We start from the raw sequence: 17,147 nt of genomic DNA on the forward strand, positions 1-17,147 counted from the left end.
TCTTATTCATTTGTTTTCACAAGAAATTAACTGTGTTGGCATATTCCTGAATTTATTATTTTTGCCAAAATACACATGATGAAAAAACTATATCTCTTTTTGTTTGGATTATTCCAAACACTAGCCTTTTCCCAAACTCAGGATCTGGCAGTTTTAGCCACCGGAAAATATCTGGGTCTGAAATCCATTCTAGATAATGACAGAAATCTTTTCGGCTACTTTGCACTTTATGATGTAGGAAAAACGGAAAACAATAAAAAGAAAAACAAATTAGAATACATCATTTTTGATAAAAATCTCAATTCTCTTTCCTCCGGAAATTTTGAAACTGACGAGACAGCTATTGAATACTATTCCTATATCAATTCAGAAAAACAATTAGTCATTACCCCTTCTTTCAATGCATATGATTATGCGTTTGACACGTCATTTTACACTCCTTCGGATTTTATTATCAGTCTTAATGATTATAAAATCAAAAAGAAAGATAATCTTCAGTATGACGGAACAAACCTCATTCCTGTACCTGTTTCCAAAACGAATGGAGAACGAAAAGACGATAACAGAAATTTAAAGAAAACTCTCGGATATCAATTAACTTCTGAAGTAATAGAGCTTAATAACAATCAGACCCTTATTTTTGAATACAAATATGACAGGCCTTTATTTAAAGATATTTCCCTTAAGCTTTTCAATGATAAGAATGAAAAACTTTGGGATTATAAATTCTTCGATCAGGATAATAAATACAATTTCGTCAACTTCAAAGTTGTAAATTATGACAATGATATTCTGATCGCTAAAGTGAACAGACATCAGAAAGATTCTTCGGAGTATAATTTTATGATATTTGATTTGAAGACAGGAAAGATAATGTCCGTACTTCCGTTTCCGTATGAAAACAACCTTTATATTACCCTTAACTCTGCAGACGGAGCAATAAACGGTAAATACAATACAACTGATAAACTGACATCTTTATTGAGGTATTCAGGAGGTCCGCTTAATTTTTATAATGAAGGGTTTGTAAAGCTTATTTATGATAAAAGCACCAACCAGCTGACATTTAATGACATTCATCTTCTTGATGATGTGTACAGCAGCCATAAAGATATAGAAGAGCTTAAAGATCCCTTTGATTCGAAAGATATTGATATAAAGTCAGTAAGTTTTTTAAAGAACAACGATATTGTTATTATTTTTCAGAAAATAAGCAGGAAAAACAATGCAGTCTCAGATATTATAATGATGCATCTGGATCCAATGATGAAACTGAAAAACCTCAAAGTTTATCCCACTCAGAAAAATAGCACTTACCTTTTTTCACAATACCTGAATGATAAAAATGATATGGTATTTTTCTATGCAGACACTGAAAGAAAAAACAGAGAAAAGAAATGGAACCTCTTTATCAATACATTTATAAACGGACAATGGAAACAGGAGGTATTACCAATGTCCTCAGAGAACAATATCACTATTCCCTATATAGCAAAAGAAGGATATATTCTCCTTCAGGAGTTCAACGAAAAAGAAAAATTCAATAAAATACGTTTGGAAAGGCTCAATTATTAATATTTCTTTATTTAATTATTATTTTAAACAAAAATTTTATCCATGAAAAAACTATATTTTCTGATCTTTGGATTATTCCAAATTTTATCTTATTCCCAGACTCAAGATCTTACAACTCTTGCAGCCGGCGACCATGTGGGAATGAATGCCCTGTTTGATGATAAAGATAACCTTTACGGCTATGTCTCTCTTTATTCTTACGGAAAAACCGGTGATAAGACCAAGAAATTCGAATACGTAATTCTTGATAAAAATCTTAACCCTGTTGCCAATAAAGAATTTGAAGGAGATATCACAGCAGCTTCTTACCTTGGGTATGTAGATTTTAAAGGACAGATTATCTTAAAGCCATCGATGATGGATTATTCTTTGGTAAAAAGCAGGGAAATCTTCACTCCCGTTTCCATGGTCATCGACCCGAAAACCAATACTATCAAAAGAAAAGTCTACTATGATTATCTAGAAGATGGTACTTTTAAAGAGATCAATGAACCCAAAAACTGGAAAGCACAGCGCAAAGAAAACCGGGATGAGAAAAAAGAAAAGGGCTACAACTATGTTTCGGCTGTAGGAGAAGTGAAAGAAGGCGGCTATTTTGCCATAGAATACAAAGACTACGGAAAATATATAAACAGCAACAGCATCATTAAATTTGATGATAATAAAAAAGAGCTTTGGAGATATAAATATAATACAGACGGGAACAAAAAAGTATTCACCACATTATCCATTCTGGAAAGGGATGAGAACTATATGTACTGTATCATGAAAAAAGTGAACGACGGGCAAAATGCATTTAGTCTTCTTGTCATTGATATGAAAACCGGAAAGGAGGCCTCTAACAAACCTATTGAAGGTACTTTAACAGACAATACCCTTGATAATATTGACTCATATGGAAGACTTGATAACGACAAAACCTTTGACGACAAAGTTGTTCTGTTAGGTAGAAATCTTGACAAGTTTGAAACTATTGGATATGCAAGAATGATGGTTAACAAAGCAGACTTTACCGTAGATACCCGTTGGATCAATTTTGTCCCAGATCTTAAAACTTTTCTTCCAAAAATCAATACCAGTGGCATAGTGGAAAACGGATACATGCTTCAGACCAAAGATATGTACTTCATGAATGACGGAAGCGTAGGAATCCTCACAGAAAAATACAAGCCGGAAGGCCAATACAGTGCCCCTAAAACCACCGATCTTGTTTATATTTACACCGATAAGGATTTCAAGATCAAAAATGTTCAGGTTTTTGAAAAAGAAAAAACAAAATGGGTGAACAGCGATTACCTTTTCTCCCAATATCTCAACGGCGGGAAGGATGTCGTTTTCTTCTACCGTGACTACCAGAAAGACGAAGTCACCAGACAGAAAAAATGGAACCTTTTTATTAATACGGTTATTGACGGAAAGTTCAAGCAGGAAATTATTCCTATTTCCGAGAAAGACAATTATGCCGTTATACCATACGTTGGAAAAGAAGGCTACATTCTTCTCCGGGAGTACAACGAAAAAGAAAAGTTCAATAAGATCCGTTTGGAAAAACTAAACTACTAGAAAAAAGAAGAATCCTGATGATGCATCAGGATTCTTTTATTGGGTAGCCGGTCTGGTAAAAATCTGCTATATTTTTGATGTCGTCCAGGCTTAAATTCCACATAAAGTTCAGGAACTGCTGGTAACTCTCACTTTGGTTTTTAGGCTCTATTCTGTCCAGATAACGGTTCAGGTTATAATTTTTGCGGGCTTCATATATTTTAGCAAAACATTTACCCAGCCAGCCTTTATAATATTTTTCCTCTTCACCATCCTGCAGAAACTGCATGGAGGCATAAATTCCCAGCCCATAATCTTCGGAATGAAAATAATTGGGAAGAATCTCCATTCGGGCTGTTTTCTTTAATGCGGTAAAAGTTTCAGAAGCTTTTTCCGGTTCCGCAGATGTTTTCAGTTCTGTAAAGATTTTTTTGAGCTTTTCGATTCTGCGGGATATTTCGGGGTGTGATGCCAGAGAGTCCTTGTCCAGCTTTTCTTTATAAAAATTATAATTGTACAGCGAAAAATCCTCCTTTTTCATCCACTTTTCATTGAAAGCCTGTTTTGGAAGGTCAAAAAGCTTTTTATAGGTTTCCACCTTCAGTTCGCGGGGAGAAATGGTGTCAAAATCCTGCAGCCGCTGAAGGGCATTAACAAATTCAGACTTTTTAAAATCACTGTTTTTAAAAATCCCATAACCCAGCGAGTCTGCCTTCATTTCCTGTTTCCTTCTTTCCACTCCTTTTTTATAGGCGCGGTTTTTAAGAATATCAAAAGCCTTCTGATTCTGGCTCTGGCTTCGTTTTACCGTTGTTTCCTTCAGGTTTTGAACAGCCGTTTTATCCATTTCATTCTGTTCAATGATGCTCAAAAATGTTTTTAACGAATGTTCATCAATCTTATGTCCTAACTCGTGGGTAATGACTGCTGCAATCTGGTCCTCACTGTTGAGCCAGTTGTATAATCCCATATTGATTACAAAAGTTCCGTCCGCAAGGCAGTAAGCATTGGGCGTATTATCCCTTGCCACCAGAATTTTCAGATCCTGAGGAATATTTGGATTGTTTTTTCTGAGACGTTGGATAAGGCTTTTTATCTCATTTTCAAATTCAGACCTGAAGATAAAATCTTTATTTTTCACCTGCTTTTCGAAATCGGTGCCGAATTCTTTGTAGATCCTGGACAATTCTGAGCCTATCTTCCCGGAATACTGTGATTTTAACTTTTTAATAAAAACCTCATTATTTCCGGCAAAACTTTTTAAAAATTCTTTTCTCTGCAGATAATCTGCGGTGTCGATCATTTTATAGGTCTGGGCGGATCCCATCACTGAAAAAATGAAAAACATACATACAATCAATTTTCTGGTCATATTTTTCATCATTAATCGCAAAAATAGTTTATTTACTGTTCCTTTCTGATTTTCTTATCAAAATTATTTTAAATTTGTTTGAGACTGATACTCATGATTATATGAAGGCATTAAAATATGTTATAGGCGGAGCTGCAGTAGGTGTTGCTGCAGTTTATCTTTTAGGATACGATTATCTATTCAGCGGAATTTCCAAAACCTATCTCAAGGGAAAGCTAAGCGCAAATATCGACGACGGGAATCTTTTTCCGGGAAACCTCATCGCTACTGAAGAACCGGTACTTTGGGCGGAAGACCCCGAATATAATCATAAGGAGTTGCCTGAACATATGATTGAGAATTTAAAGCACTCCAAAACAGCAGCTTTTGTAGTGATAAAAAACGGAAAAATTCTTCATGAGCAGTATTGGGACGGTTATAACCAGCTTTCGAGCACCAATTCATTTTCTATGGCAAAAGCCGTCACTGTCATGCTATTGGGAAAAGCCATGGAAGAAGGTATTATCCGGAATATTGATGAAAAGCTTTCTGACTTTTATCCTGAATTTGAAGAGAAAGAATTTGGATGTGATGTCACTCTTAAAAATCTAGCCCAGATGGAAGCAGGACTTGACTGGGATGAAAATTACAATAATCCTTTTCTGCCCAATGCAAAAGCCTACTATGGAAAAAATCTTGTAAAAGCGACATTTTCCAGAAGATTTAAAGAAGAGCCCGGTACCAGATTTGAATACCAGAGCGGATCTACCCAGCTCCTGGGATTTGCCTTGAAAAAAGCCCTTAACCAAACGCTAGCGAGCTATTTATCTGAAAAATTCTGGATTCCGATGGGAATGGAACAGAATGCCACATGGAGCACAGACCATTACGGGATGGAAAAAACATATTGCTGCATCCATTCCAACGCAAGGGATTTTGCCAAGTTGGGGCAGCTATTTCTGGATAACGGAAAAGTAGGCGAAAAACAAATCTTCAATCCGGATTTTATTGAACAGATGAGAACGCCTACTCAAAAATCCAAAGAAATCTACGGGATGGGCCTCTGGATCAATTATGACAACCCCATTAAACATTATTACTTTTTGGGATTACAGGGACAATATATCATCATGGTTCCGGAACATAATATGGTTATTGTAAGAACCGGCAGCTACAAAAATAACCCCAAAAACGACAGGGGAAGACCGGATCAGGTAAGATTTCTTGTTAACGAAACCGTACAATTATTTCAGTAAAAACCATGGAAAAATACAGCCCTAAAATAGATGCTTACATCGAGAAATCACAGGATTTCGCAAAACCTGTTTTGCAGTATATCCGGGAAACCGTTCATGAATTCTGTCCAGATGCAGAAGAAGCTATGAAATGGAGCTTTCCCAATTTTGTCTATAAAGGAAAAATTCTATGCGCAATGGCTTCCTTTAAACAGCACTGTACTTTCGGGTTCTGGCTGGAAAAAGAAATGAAAACAATGAATGAGATCACCAGGGATATTGAAAAAAATTCCATGTTCAGCCTGGGAAAAATCACAAAAATTAAAGATCTCCCCTCCAAAGCCTTGCTAAAAAAAGCAATTGCTGAAGCGATGGAGCTTACAGATATGGGAGTTACGGTAAAAAAGGCAGCCCCATCTAAGGTGGAGACCGAAGTTCCTGATTACTTTCAGGAAGCCCTGAAAAAAAATAAAGATGCCTTAGCCGTTTTTGAAAAAGGCTCACCTTCTTTCAGAAAAGAATACATTAACTGGATCACGGAAGCCAAAACGGAAACGACCAGAAATAAAAGAATGGAACAATCTTTGGAATGGTTAGCCGAAGGAAAATCCAGAAACTGGAAATACGAAAAAAAGTAAACACAAACACAAATGGAGAAAAAAATTATATTCTTTCTCTTCCTTATTCTTTCAGGCTCATTATTTTCTCAAAAATTTGATTTTGAGGACCAATACCAATATGCCCGGTCACTCACCTCCAAAAATCCGGACAGCTCTGAAATTGTCCTGAATGCTATTATAGACTCTGCGCAGAAGAAAAATGTCTCTAACTATATTGCAAAAGCTTACTATCTGAAATCCTACAACAGCTATTTAAGATCGGATGCAAAAGGGGCTCTTGATTTCGCAGAAAAGGCATTAAAAATTTCTACTGAGAATAATTACGCTCCCGGAAAAGCACTCGCCTACAGAATGCTGGGAACACAGTATGCAAAGCTGGGACTGCTGAAAGAAGCTTCCCAAAGCCTGAATAAAGGCCTCTCTGAAATAAAAAATGAAAACACCGATGAAGGGCACGAACTGAAAGGAATGATCTATAATTCTTTTCTCATTCTTCTAAATCAGAATGAATATCAGAAGAAAGAATTTTACTCTAAAAATGCAGTCCGGGAATTTCAACAGATCAGAAATATTCCGAGAAGGAACGAACTTCTGGTTTCTGCTTACACCAATCTGGGGTACAATTTATCGGAAATCAAAAAATTTGATGAAGCCAAGTCTTTTTTTGTGAAGGCTTTTGCCCTGGTTGGGAACGATAATTATTATCTTAAATCCAATATCCTTCATGATATCGGGTTTTCATTTGCCCAGCAGAATAAGCAGGACAGCGCTGTTTTGTATTATCAGAAAGCTTTAAAAATTGCCAGCCGGTATGGCTTTAACGAAAAGAAAATAGAAATTACAAAAAACCTGGAAGAGGCCTACACCAAACTGAATGACCTTCAGAATGTCCAGAAATATAAATTGAAGAACCTTGAACTGAAAGACAGCGTTGCTTACAATCAGAAAATGGCTGTGAATGCAACCCTCAGCCATAAGGAAGAAAATTTCGACCGGCAGCTGGTTAAAAGCCACAGCCTCTCCAAAGGTCTGATTATCGCCTGCATCATTCTTATTATCGTTTTGGGAGCAGTTATTTTTAATATGTTCAGCCTTAGAAAAAAACACAAAAGATCTGTTGCACAAATTTATCAGCAGGGCATTACTCCTGTTGCTTATGAGGAAGACCTTCAGGAAACCGAAGATCATTCCGGAAACAGTATTACAGCCGACATTAAAATTTCCCCCGAAACAGAAGAACATATTCTGGCAGGATTAAAAGCCTTTGAAGAGAACTCTGACTTCAACAAAAAAAATATTTCACGTTATAATTTATCTAATGCACTGAACGTGAACACAAAGTATTTATCTGCAGTTATTAAAAAACATAAAAATTTCAATTTCAACCAATACATCAATCACCTGAGGATCAATTATGTAATTGAACAATTAAAGAACGAGCCTCAGTTCCGCAAATATAAGATCAACCACCTCGCTGAGATTACCGGATATTCTTCCCACAGCGCTTTCTCACTTGAATTCAAAAAAATTACCGGGATGCATCCTTCCGCCTTTATCAAAGCTCTTGAAGGAATTTCCTGATTACTGTTCCGCTATGGTCAGGTTATTATATCCTCCTGTATTATTCAGTGAAAAACCTGCTGTAGCTGATCCGTTCAGATTAAACCAGATATAAGGCATCAGACGTTGTCCCGTGGTCATATAAAATGAAGCCGTACAGTTGCTCCCTGCATCAATATTCCCGTTGCTGTTTGAAGACATGGTATTGACACATTTTATGGTGTTTACAATATTTGTGGAAAGCAGCCCCGTTGTATTATCGTATAGCTGCCAGATGGCTTCTATCTGGATCGGGTTCAAAGGGTCTGTTGTATAATTAATTGCCAGCGGAGCCAGGTCTGTAGTAAAAGTAGCTACATAAACTCCATTCCGTGGAGCTGTGAAAACTCCCGTTGAAGCGTTGAAGCTGGTTCCGGAATTACTCTCGAAAGCTTTCGTCCAGCCTACCAGGTAATTACTTGCCCGGTTCTGTAGTCCTGTGGTGGTAGCTGCAGCAGGGGTAACCAGTTTTACCGTATTGTCTGTTTTGGCCGCAATAACGATCACCTTACTGACGGCCGGCTGTGCAGTAAGCAGAGGAAGCCACTGATTTCCATTGGAATATTCCATTCCGGAATTGTACCGCACCGCTCCCTCATCTGCTGCCGCTGCTGTAAGTGCAGAGGTTCCAAAGCCAATTGCCCCGTTTCCTGAATTCCTGGCATCCACTTTCACTGCGGGATTGTGTGTTCCTGCTCCTATTCTTCCTTCACTGGTAATTAAAACATCATTACTTTGCTGAGCGGGGGTAAATGAAGTTCCTGACACAGGATTATCTTTCTGCCCATCAGTATGGAGAATACCTCTTGGATTTTGGGTATCGATTCCGACCTGTGAAAAGGTAAAATTAAAGCTCAGTACTAAAATTATTAATAAATATCTTTTTTTCATCATTCCTGTTTTTATAATCCGAAAATACTTAGAGAAGTCAGTGAACCATCGGTATCCAGGGTTTTTGCAGTTCCTAAAGCCTGGTTCAGACTTACCGTGATATTATCCCCCTGATTAAGGTTGAAGATTCCTGAACAGCCTCCTGCCACGCGGTTGGACAGTGAATTTGTTCCCGGATAGCTTCCCACACATTTAAAGACCTTATTCGTTGCTGAAGAGGCCGAATTAGTCTGAATCAAAGTTTCATAGCGTGAATCATTGGCAATAGTTCCTGAAGCCAGTGAAAATGTGAAAGCAACAATATATATCCCTGTTTTGGAGGCAACAAAAACTCCTGTTCCGGCATTAAAATTTCCGTTAACATCTGTTTTTTTCGTCCAGTTTGTAAGAGCCGTCTGGGTTCCACTTGTAAAACTCTGTGCCGAAGAATTTTCTGCATCCACAAAATCATTCGGTGCTTTATGGGCCAATGTAATCCATGAAGATCCATCGGAATAGCTCAGGTCCTGAGTTCCCGAATTGTACCTCATCGCCCCTGCTTTTGCTGCAGAAGCCGTTTGTGAGGTTCCGCCAATACCTAAAGCATTCAGATGCTCATTGGAGCGTAGATCCAGTCTTGTTTTGGGTGATTTTGTTCCGGCTCCCATATTTCCCGAAGAGGTAATCACTACATCATCATAGTAGCTCGCCGGTGTTGCCGAAACAGTATTTTTCTGCCCGTCCACATGAAGAACTGCCTCAGGAGCAGACATATTGATTCCTATTTGTGCCTTAATAAACAGACTTCCGCCCAACATCAAAGCAATTGCCAATCTTTTTTTCATATCAAGTGTGTTATTGTTCTACTATGGAAAGATTTACAAAGCCATACTCATTACTGGCCGGGGTAGTATCGGTCCGCAGACTTAAACTTCCGTTGTATACCGACTGGTAAAGGTGCGGCTGGAAAGTATCTCCTTTATTAAGCTGAACTCCGGCAACGCATGAGCCGGCAACCTGGGCCTGCTTTGAGGTGTTCGAAAAAGATTTTACGCATTTTTTAACGACAGTGCTTCCGTTCACAACGTACCTGGCTTCGGAAAAATAGCCTGAAACAATAGGAATTCTTACAAAATCATAGGTAAAGGAGATTAAATAGACGCCGGTTCTGGGCGCTGTGAAGATTCCCGTTGCCGGTGTAAAATTGGAAGTAGGATCAGAGACTTCTGTCCATCCGGAGATTCCGGTAGAGGTTTGATACGGAACTTTAACAGCGAAATTGGCAGCCTGAAGATTAGCTACTACAACAGCTTTGGTAGGTGAAGAAATCAGATCCTGCCATACAACCCCATCCGAATACTGCATTTTACCACCATTCAGCGGATTGTACCTCATCGCTCCGGATCCTGCCACAGGTGCTGCCTGGGTGGTTTCTCCTATTCCTATAGAATTATCTGAGTTATTGGCAGACCGGACGTCTATTTTTACAGCAGGCGTAAGAGTTCCAACTCCTATTTCACCATTAGACGTGAATACAACATCATTAGCAGCCTGAGCAGCTGTTGGCGCTCCCGAAACAGGATTATCTTTGCCTCCATCAGCGTGCAGGAGGGCTTGAGGATTTGATGTATTAATGCCAACTTGCGCATTAACGATGTTCACCAAAAAACATCCTCCAGCCACTACACCTTTCATCAATGTGTTTATTTTTTTCATGTAGTTTGTGGTTTTTAGAATGTAAAATTCTTCAGCAAAGATAAATTGAAGCAGATCATCCGTACAATACACAAAAAGGCAAACAAAACGTAATTAGCTGGAAACGTATTATTTACAACAATAAAAACAATATCAAAATTCGGAATTTTAATAATTTACCACCACAAGTTTCAATAAAACATGCATTTTTTTAATTAAAAAACACATTAATCAGAAAATTTTAAACACTAATGAAATCTGAAATTAGCTTCGGGAAGGGTATTGTTTTTTAAGAAAGCTTCGTATTCCGGGGAAAGCTGGGCCCGCCCGAATGTGTTTTCCCCGCTCATACTTCCAAGGCGTACTTTATCTTTCCCAAATTTTTTGTTCATGGCATCCATGGCTTTCATAACCGGAAGATGATGATTTTGAGAATCTTCCTCAAAAAGACTGATGAGCCTTTCGTTTTCGGGAACGAAATCATTAACAATGACTCCAGCTTTTTTATAGTGGAAACCATCTTTGTAAATGGTTTCAAAAAGTTCATTTACTACCCTGCCTATCAAAATAGAGGAATTGGTAGGGTTGGAAAGGATCCTTGTGACTGCATTTCTATATTCAGGCAGATCTTTCCTGAAACGGTTGGTCTGAATGAAAACGGTGACCATCCTGCAGCATGTATTCTGCTTGCGGAGCCTTTCGGAGCAGTACATTCCAAAGGTTTCCACCCGTTCCCTTACCTCTTCTTTCCGGGTAAGCATTTCCATAAAGCTTCTGGTTACGGCAATAGATTTTTTGGGCGATGGCGAGTCTAATTCCAGCTGGCGGATTCCTTTCAGCTCATTGATCATTCTCACCCCGTGAATTCCCATTATTTTCCGGACCCACATTTCCGGCTTCTGAAGAAGGTCCCAGGCTTTATAGACTCCGCTGTCGTGCATTTTAGAAGCAAGCTTCCGTCCTATTCCCCAGACGTCGCCTATATTGAGCCATTTTAAGGCTTTTTCAATTTTTTCAGGGGTATTGAGGATATAAACTCCGCCAAACTGGTCAGGAAATTCTTTTACAATCCTGTTGGCCACTTTACAAAGCGTTTTGGTAGGGGCAATTCCTATACTTACGGGAATATTTTCCTGATTTTTGATGTCATCCTTAATTTTAAGACAGTAATCATGAATGTCTACATACTTGAAGCCTGAAAGGTCCAGAAACAGCTCATCTATGCTATATACCTCATAATCCACCACATATGATCTTGAAATATCAATCACACGCTGGCTTTTGTAATTGTAGAGTTCAAATTTTGCAGAGAAACTTTTTACGTCATGCTGCTTGAAAAGTTCTTTATATTTGAAGGCAGGAGCTGCCATAGGAATGCCGAGATCTTTAGCTTCTTTACTTCTGGACACCACACATCCGTCGTTATTGGAAAGTACTACAACAGGTTTCCCCTCAAGAGACGGATCCAGAGTTCTCTCGCAGGAAACAAAAAAGTTATTGCAGTCTACTAAAGCATACATGACAAAAAGATGATAATTTTAATACAAAACTATCAATTTTAAAGATAATTATCCGGTTTTATTTAAAAATTAACATCACATTTAACATACTGAATATGATAGAGTTAATTTATTTAAAACACGTCACGTTTTGTCGTATTAGCGCTGTAATTTGCCTGCCCTGAATTTCTCTTTTCTAAATCATTTTCAACCGTTCTTCCTCCAGATCAATCTGGTACAAGTGCTGGCGAATCACCTCCTCATTAATGGATACGTCTTTATTAAGTTCTGAAAGATACTGCCTCTGGCTTTCGAGCATTTCAACAAAAATAGCCTTGTTTTTTTCATTCATCCAGCCTTCGTCATTGGCTTTGTTTTTTTCTTCCCAATGAATCAGCATCCTTTCTATTCCTGCATGTCCCTGCAGCTCGTTTTCGTGTTTTGTTTTCAGGAAATGGTAAATATGCTGTCTCAGCTCGCGTTTTATTTTCTGCCTTGTTTTTTCTTCCTCTTCTTCGTTCATAAAATCCCGGAAAGCATTGACTTTATTGATGAAATAGGGCAACGTAAGCCCCTGGACCAATAAAGTAAGCAGGATTACAACAAATGTGATGAATAATATAAGGTTCCTGTTAGGAAAAGGAATTCCGTTGTCAAGGGTTACGGGAATTGCTAAGGCAGCAGCCAGCGATACCACGCCGCGCATTCCCGTCCATCCAAGGAAAAGAGGCATCAGGAGAGTCCTTCTTCTGGTAGATGCCCGTGGAGCAACACTTGGCCGGAAGATCATTGTAGCCAGCATAGCAGCATAAGAACTGATTATTCTGGCTAAAATAAGAACAAACGTTACCAGCAATCCATATTGAATAGCGGTCCCCAAAGGAATTCCTTCAGCGCGCAATCCTCCTACAATTTCAGGAAGCTCAAGACCGATGAGCAAGAAAACGATACCATTTAATATGAATACAACGCTTTCCCATACGCTATAACCTTTTATTCTGCTTGCACTATTCAAAAATACCAAACGTCTTGTAGACATATACAGACCTCCCGCCACTACGGCAAGCACACCCGAGCTGTGAAGCTGCTCTGCAATCCAGTACATAAGATAAGGTTCTATAAAGGTCAATGCAATGTCTGAGGACGCATCTGTAGGCAGCCGTTTGTGTACCTGTACAAAGATCCATCCCAGCAGCAGACCTAATCCGGCACCTCCAATGACCATCCATAAAAAGCTAAGGGAAGCTTCCTGCCATACAAACTGTCCGGTACCCACAGCGATGAGCGCAAAACGAAAAATAATAAGAGAAGAAGCGTCATTCAGCAAGCTTTCCCCTTCTAAAATTGCTGACGTGGTTTTAGGAATTTTTACAAATTTCATAATGGCTCCGGTACTTACAGCATCCGGTGGGGAAACAATTCCTCCGAGCAAAAATCCAAGTGCAATTGTAAATCCGGGAATGAAGTAATTGGCCGCTACAGCCACGGAAAGAGCTGTAAAAAATACAACCAGAAATGCAAAACTACCGATAATCCGCCACCATCTTTTCATTTCTTTAAAGGAAATTGCCCAGGAGGCTTCAAAGAGTAAAGGTGGCAAAAATATAAAGAAAATAAGGTCAGGATCTACTTTTACAACCGGAAGGCCGGGAACAAGGCTTACCAAAAGCCCGAATACAACCAGGAGAATGGGATAGGCAATCTTCAGTTTGGTTGCCCACATATTGAGCAGGACAATAGCGGCAATCATTGCCAGAAAAAAGGGTAATAAAGTATGCATGAAATATTGTGTTTTTTATGGCAGCTCATTAATTTTATGAGTTGCTTTATACAAATATACAGTCAATCTGCTTTTATTTTATTAATTTTTTATGATCGTATTTGAACTTAACTTTACCGGGATATAAAAAACATTGTGACTATTAATTTTATGTCTACAATTTTTTGAAACAGCACTCATTATCAAGAGGTAATACGGCACAAAAATTTCTATCTTTAAAATATATTTTTTTATTGCATATTTTTTAATAAACACGTCAAGTTCCGTCGTCCTTAACCTATACTTTTGCTTCATAATAAAAATAATGAATCATGGATAAAGTAACGTCAGAAAGAATAAATAAACTGCATCCTTCTGTAAGAGATGAAGTAAAGCAAATTATCAAAGAATGCGATGAAGCCCTTACCGGAAGAGCCAAAGTAAGAATTACGCAAGGCCTGAGATCTTTCGAGGAGCAGGAGAAATTATATGCCATCGGAAGGATTACTTCCGGAAAGAAAGTGACCAATGCCAAAGCCGGCCAAAGCATTCATAATTACGGACTTGCCGTTGATATCTGTCTGATGATCGACGGAAAGGTAGCAAGCTGGGACACAGCCAAAGACTGGGATAATGATCAGGTAGCCGACTGGTACGAATGTGTAAAAATTTTCGCAAGACATGGCTGGGACTGGGGCGGAAACTGGAAGACCTTTAAAGACCTTCCCCACTTCGAAAAAAAGAATATCCAGACTAAAAAAGGACTGGTAAAAACAAATTGGAGAACATTATCCAAGTTACCAAGAGATAAGCAAAATTATATTCTATTTTAATTCCCTTTTATTTGAAAATAATTATAATACGACAAGTTCTGTCGCTTCCCCGGCCTACCTTTGTTTTATAAGAAAATGTTAGTTAATTGAGCTCTCAACACTAAAACCAGCATCCGCCCTTAAAGGCAGAAAGTTGGTTTTAGTTGTCTCAGGACGTTAGTTTTTTCTTTAAAACCAATACAGCATCACATGAAAAAGACAACCATTCTTTCTTTGGACGGGGGCGGAATAAGGGGTATTATCACCTGCATTATTCTCCGCTACATAGAAGAGCAGCTTCAGTATCATGATAATCCGGGGGCAAAACTCGGCGATTATTTTGATCTGGTTGCAGGAAGCAGTACAGGCGGACTGATTGCTTCTATTATTCTATGTCCCGATGAACACCGGAAAGCGAAATATTCTATCCAGAAGGGATTGGAATTATACGCTGAAAAGGGAGGCGACATATTTCAGGTTTCTTTTTGGGAAAAGCTGGTCAACCCGTTTGGCTTGCTTAATGAAAAAATTTCCCAGGAAGCGCTTGAAAAAAACTTGAATGACTTTTTTGGAAATCTAGAACTTAAAGAATTTATAAAACCATGTTTAATAACCAGTTATGATATTGAAAACAGAAGAGCAAAGATTTTCAATTCTTGGGAAGCCAATCTGAGCACAGATAACTTTTACGTAAAAGATATCTGTAGGGCAACCTCAGCTGCTCCTACTTATTTTAGTCCTGTACAAATCAAATCCATGTATGGACAGATCTTCAGCCTTATCGACGGAGGTATGTTTGCCAATAATCCTGCTTTATGTGCGTATGCGGAAGCCCGGAAAATTCCTTTTGCAGAGGTACTAAAAAACCATCAGAAAGCTAATCATCCGGGTGTGAACGATATGATCATCGTTTCTATCGGAACAGGAATTGAGTCCAGGCCTTATTCTTTCAGAAAGCTTCAAAAATCAGGAAAAATAGGTTGGGTAAACCCGATTATTGATATATTGATGTCTGCCAATGCAGAAACTGTGGATTACCAGCTGTGCCAGATGTTTCAGACGCTAGGCCAGCGGAACCAAAAGAATTATTACCGTTTGAATCCCTCTTTAAAAAATGCATCTCCAAGCATGGATAATGTAAGAAGATCAAATATTGAAAATTTAATTCAGGCAGGACTGAGTTATATTGATGATAACCGGGAAATTCTGAATCAGATTGTGCAGAAACTGATTAAAAATAAAATATAAGCTTTTTACCTTATAAAGGACCCATATAAGCTAAATCGCTAATAGTTTAAAAAATGTAAAAGTTTTTAAAACACGTCAAGTTTTGTCGTCTTCTCCTGCTACTTTTGGAGTATAAACAAAGACACAAAAAACAATCATAAAAATTTTAGAAAGCCTTTGAATTCAACATTTATCAATGCTGGACAGCCAGAAATATGTTTAAAATATAACCTCAACTTTAAAACACAACCCATGGAAGCACCAAACCAAAATCCAGATATACTTTTCGATGAAGATCTCTATACTATTGAATGGAGCGATATCGAAAATGCTGAGATGGACTATGAAAACTATCTCAATGACATTGAAAATTTTTTCCGGGAAGATTTCGAAACCGAAATTTCGGAAGAAAATATATACTAAATAAATTTTAACACGACGAGTTCTGACGCTGTCCGGAATTATCTTTGAAACACCAAATCAAGACACCCGACAACTCCCAATAATTATTCAAAACACCTTTGAAGCCATCATTCACAAAATGCCAGACAGCCAGAACTATGTCTGAAAATCAACTAAAACAATGAAAATGAATCGCAACATCTAACGCACAAAGGGGCATCAGTTCCACTTTAAAAACAAGAACCTTAAGAGCTCTTAAAACAGGCTCTTTCAAACACAACCTATTAATTAACCTAACAAAATCACACAATTTTATTATGAAAACAAAACAAGAATTAAGGCTTAAATTCGAGAACGGAGACAGGCCAAACCAGGAACATTTCTGGGAATGGCAGGATTCCTACTGGCACAAGGACGAGAAAATAGACATGGCTAAAATTGCAGGCCTGGAAAATGGTCTTCCCCGCCTGAATGATTATTATGCAGAGATAGATGAATCAGGAAATGCTTCTTTCGCCCATTTACAAGTCAGAAGGATGTTTATTAAGCCGGGAACCTTGTATATACCTGACCGGTTTGCCGTTGCAATGGGAGTATCGGAACTGACTCTTCCTGACAGTCTTCTCACAATCGGGACTGATGCTTTCAATACCAATCCGATAAAATCACTGACACTTCCTGAGCAACTTACCTCTATTGGCGAGCGGGCTTTTATATCCAATCAGCTTACATCATTGGCTATTCCTCCAAACGTCAGAGAAATTAAGGAAAGTGCTTTTGCTGACAACAAACTTACCTCCTTATTCATTCCGGCCAGTGTCTCAATAATCCGTCCGCAAGCTTTTAACTACAATCCGAATCTATCTACCGTCATATTGGACAAAGCCACCCAGTATTATTCCGACGCATTTGATTCTAAAACAAAGGTGATCGGCGGAACTTTAATCTCTGATATGTAAAT

At 38.4% G+C, this 17,147-nt stretch carries 15 protein-coding genes; 9 read left to right on the top strand and 6 right to left on the bottom strand.

Annotated features, from left to right (window positions below):
* Positions 1-78: 78 nt before the first annotated feature.
* Both BUB03_RS08550 and BUB03_RS08555 read left to right on the top strand, forming a co-directional pair.
* Complete coding sequence (locus BUB03_RS08550; RefSeq protein WP_073061990.1) at positions 79-1,575, top strand: hypothetical protein; 1,497 nt, start codon at positions 79-81, stop codon at positions 1,573-1,575.
* A 42-nt stretch (positions 1,576-1,617) separates the two neighbouring features.
* Complete coding sequence (locus BUB03_RS08555) at positions 1,618-3,138, top strand: hypothetical protein (RefSeq protein ID WP_073061992.1); 1,521 nt, start codon at positions 1,618-1,620, stop codon at positions 3,136-3,138.
* A gap of 25 nt (positions 3,139-3,163) precedes the next feature.
* On the opposite strand, the gene BUB03_RS08560 is transcribed toward BUB03_RS08555, so the two are convergent.
* Positions 3,164-4,465: a M48 family metalloprotease gene (locus BUB03_RS08560; protein ID WP_228417808.1), complete on the bottom strand. Its 1,302-nt coding sequence runs from the start codon at positions 4,463-4,465 to the stop codon at positions 3,164-3,166.
* 125 nt (positions 4,466-4,590) lie between these two features.
* On the opposite strand from BUB03_RS08560, the gene BUB03_RS08565 reads away from it, so the two are divergent.
* From BUB03_RS08565 to BUB03_RS08575, 3 genes are read left to right on the top strand one after another with little or no spacing between them, the layout of a single operon-like run.
* On the top strand, positions 4,591-5,724 hold the full coding sequence (locus BUB03_RS08565) for a serine hydrolase domain-containing protein (RefSeq protein WP_073061995.1): 1,134 nt from the start codon (positions 4,591-4,593) through the stop codon (positions 5,722-5,724).
* A gap of 5 nt (positions 5,725-5,729) precedes the next feature.
* On the top strand, positions 5,730-6,341 hold the full coding sequence (locus BUB03_RS08570) for a YdeI/OmpD-associated family protein (protein ID WP_073061997.1): 612 nt from the start codon (positions 5,730-5,732) through the stop codon (positions 6,339-6,341).
* A 12-nt stretch (positions 6,342-6,353) separates the two neighbouring features.
* Positions 6,354-7,904 carry a tetratricopeptide repeat protein gene (locus BUB03_RS08575; protein ID WP_073062000.1) on the top strand — a complete coding sequence of 517 codons (1,551 nt, stop codon included), beginning with the start codon at positions 6,354-6,356 and terminating at the stop codon, positions 7,902-7,904.
* On the opposite strand, the gene BUB03_RS08580 is transcribed toward BUB03_RS08575, so the two are convergent.
* The 5 genes from BUB03_RS08580 to BUB03_RS08600 form a co-directional block, all read right to left on the bottom strand.
* A complete protein-coding gene (locus BUB03_RS08580) occupies positions 7,905-8,813 on the bottom strand; it encodes a hypothetical protein (RefSeq protein ID WP_139258804.1) in 909 nt (302 codons plus the stop codon).
* A gap of 11 nt (positions 8,814-8,824) precedes the next feature.
* Entirely contained in the window at positions 8,825-9,637 is an 813-nt protein-coding gene (locus BUB03_RS08585; protein ID WP_073062006.1) for a hypothetical protein, read from the bottom strand.
* A 10-nt stretch (positions 9,638-9,647) separates the two neighbouring features.
* Positions 9,648-10,508, bottom strand: a complete 861-nt coding sequence (locus tag BUB03_RS08590) for a complement C1q domain-containing protein (protein ID WP_073062009.1) — start codon at positions 10,506-10,508, stop codon at positions 9,648-9,650.
* A gap of 227 nt (positions 10,509-10,735) precedes the next feature.
* Entirely contained in the window at positions 10,736-12,007 is a 1,272-nt protein-coding gene (locus BUB03_RS08595) for a Y-family DNA polymerase (protein ID WP_073062012.1), read from the bottom strand.
* A gap of 175 nt (positions 12,008-12,182) precedes the next feature.
* Positions 12,183-13,766 carry a Na+/H+ antiporter gene (locus tag BUB03_RS08600; RefSeq protein ID WP_073062015.1) on the bottom strand — a complete coding sequence of 528 codons (1,584 nt, stop codon included), beginning with the start codon at positions 13,764-13,766 and terminating at the stop codon, positions 12,183-12,185.
* Between the two features lie 311 nt (positions 13,767-14,077).
* On the opposite strand from BUB03_RS08600, the gene BUB03_RS08605 reads away from it, so the two are divergent.
* From BUB03_RS08605 to BUB03_RS08615, 4 genes are all read left to right on the top strand, one after another.
* Positions 14,078-14,578 carry a M15 family metallopeptidase gene (locus BUB03_RS08605; protein WP_048501346.1) on the top strand — a complete coding sequence of 167 codons (501 nt, stop codon included), beginning with the start codon at positions 14,078-14,080 and terminating at the stop codon, positions 14,576-14,578.
* 189 nt (positions 14,579-14,767) lie between these two features.
* On the top strand, positions 14,768-15,805 hold the full coding sequence (locus tag BUB03_RS08610) for a patatin-like phospholipase family protein (RefSeq protein WP_073062018.1): 1,038 nt from the start codon (positions 14,768-14,770) through the stop codon (positions 15,803-15,805).
* A gap of 231 nt (positions 15,806-16,036) precedes the next feature.
* Complete coding sequence (locus BUB03_RS21850) at positions 16,037-16,207, top strand: hypothetical protein (RefSeq protein WP_155859063.1); 171 nt, start codon at positions 16,037-16,039, stop codon at positions 16,205-16,207.
* 296 nt (positions 16,208-16,503) lie between these two features.
* On the top strand, positions 16,504-17,145 hold the full coding sequence (locus BUB03_RS08615) for a leucine-rich repeat domain-containing protein (protein ID WP_052352544.1): 642 nt from the start codon (positions 16,504-16,506) through the stop codon (positions 17,143-17,145).
* Positions 17,146-17,147: the final 2 nt, after the last annotated feature.

The organism is Chryseobacterium oranimense (assembly GCF_900129755.1).
Classification (GTDB): domain Bacteria; phylum Bacteroidota; class Bacteroidia; order Flavobacteriales; family Weeksellaceae; genus Chryseobacterium; species Chryseobacterium oranimense.

What these genes read in the sequence shown, in the direction of transcription:
- BUB03_RS08550 (WP_073061990.1), top strand. Translation starts at nt 79, where the DNA reads ATGAAAAAACTATATCTCTTTTTGTTTGGATTATTCCAAACACTAGCC.
- BUB03_RS08555 (WP_073061992.1), top strand. Translation starts at nt 1,618, where the DNA reads ATGAAAAAACTATATTTTCTGATCTTTGGATTATTCCAAATTTTATCT.
- BUB03_RS08560 (WP_228417808.1), bottom strand. Translation starts at nt 4,465, where the DNA reads ATGTTTTTCATTTTTTCAGTGATGGGATCCGCCCAGACCTATAAAATG.
- BUB03_RS08565 (WP_073061995.1), top strand. Translation starts at nt 4,591, where the DNA reads ATGAAGGCATTAAAATATGTTATAGGCGGAGCTGCAGTAGGTGTTGCT.
- BUB03_RS08570 (WP_073061997.1), top strand. Translation starts at nt 5,730, where the DNA reads ATGGAAAAATACAGCCCTAAAATAGATGCTTACATCGAGAAATCACAG.
- BUB03_RS08575 (WP_073062000.1), top strand. Translation starts at nt 6,354, where the DNA reads ATGGAGAAAAAAATTATATTCTTTCTCTTCCTTATTCTTTCAGGCTCA.
- BUB03_RS08580 (WP_139258804.1), bottom strand. Translation starts at nt 8,813, where the DNA reads ATGAAAAAAAGATATTTATTAATAATTTTAGTACTGAGCTTTAATTTT.
- BUB03_RS08585 (WP_073062006.1), bottom strand. Translation starts at nt 9,637, where the DNA reads ATGAAAAAAAGATTGGCAATTGCTTTGATGTTGGGCGGAAGTCTGTTT.
- BUB03_RS08590 (WP_073062009.1), bottom strand. Translation starts at nt 10,508, where the DNA reads ATGAAAAAAATAAACACATTGATGAAAGGTGTAGTGGCTGGAGGATGT.
- BUB03_RS08595 (WP_073062012.1), bottom strand. Translation starts at nt 12,007, where the DNA reads ATGTATGCTTTAGTAGACTGCAATAACTTTTTTGTTTCCTGCGAGAGA.
- BUB03_RS08600 (WP_073062015.1), bottom strand. Translation starts at nt 13,766, where the DNA reads ATGCATACTTTATTACCCTTTTTTCTGGCAATGATTGCCGCTATTGTC.
- BUB03_RS08605 (WP_048501346.1), top strand. Translation starts at nt 14,078, where the DNA reads ATGGATAAAGTAACGTCAGAAAGAATAAATAAACTGCATCCTTCTGTA.
- BUB03_RS08610 (WP_073062018.1), top strand. Translation starts at nt 14,768, where the DNA reads ATGAAAAAGACAACCATTCTTTCTTTGGACGGGGGCGGAATAAGGGGT.
- BUB03_RS21850 (WP_155859063.1), top strand. Translation starts at nt 16,037, where the DNA reads ATGGAAGCACCAAACCAAAATCCAGATATACTTTTCGATGAAGATCTC.
- BUB03_RS08615 (WP_052352544.1), top strand. Translation starts at nt 16,504, where the DNA reads ATGAAAACAAAACAAGAATTAAGGCTTAAATTCGAGAACGGAGACAGG.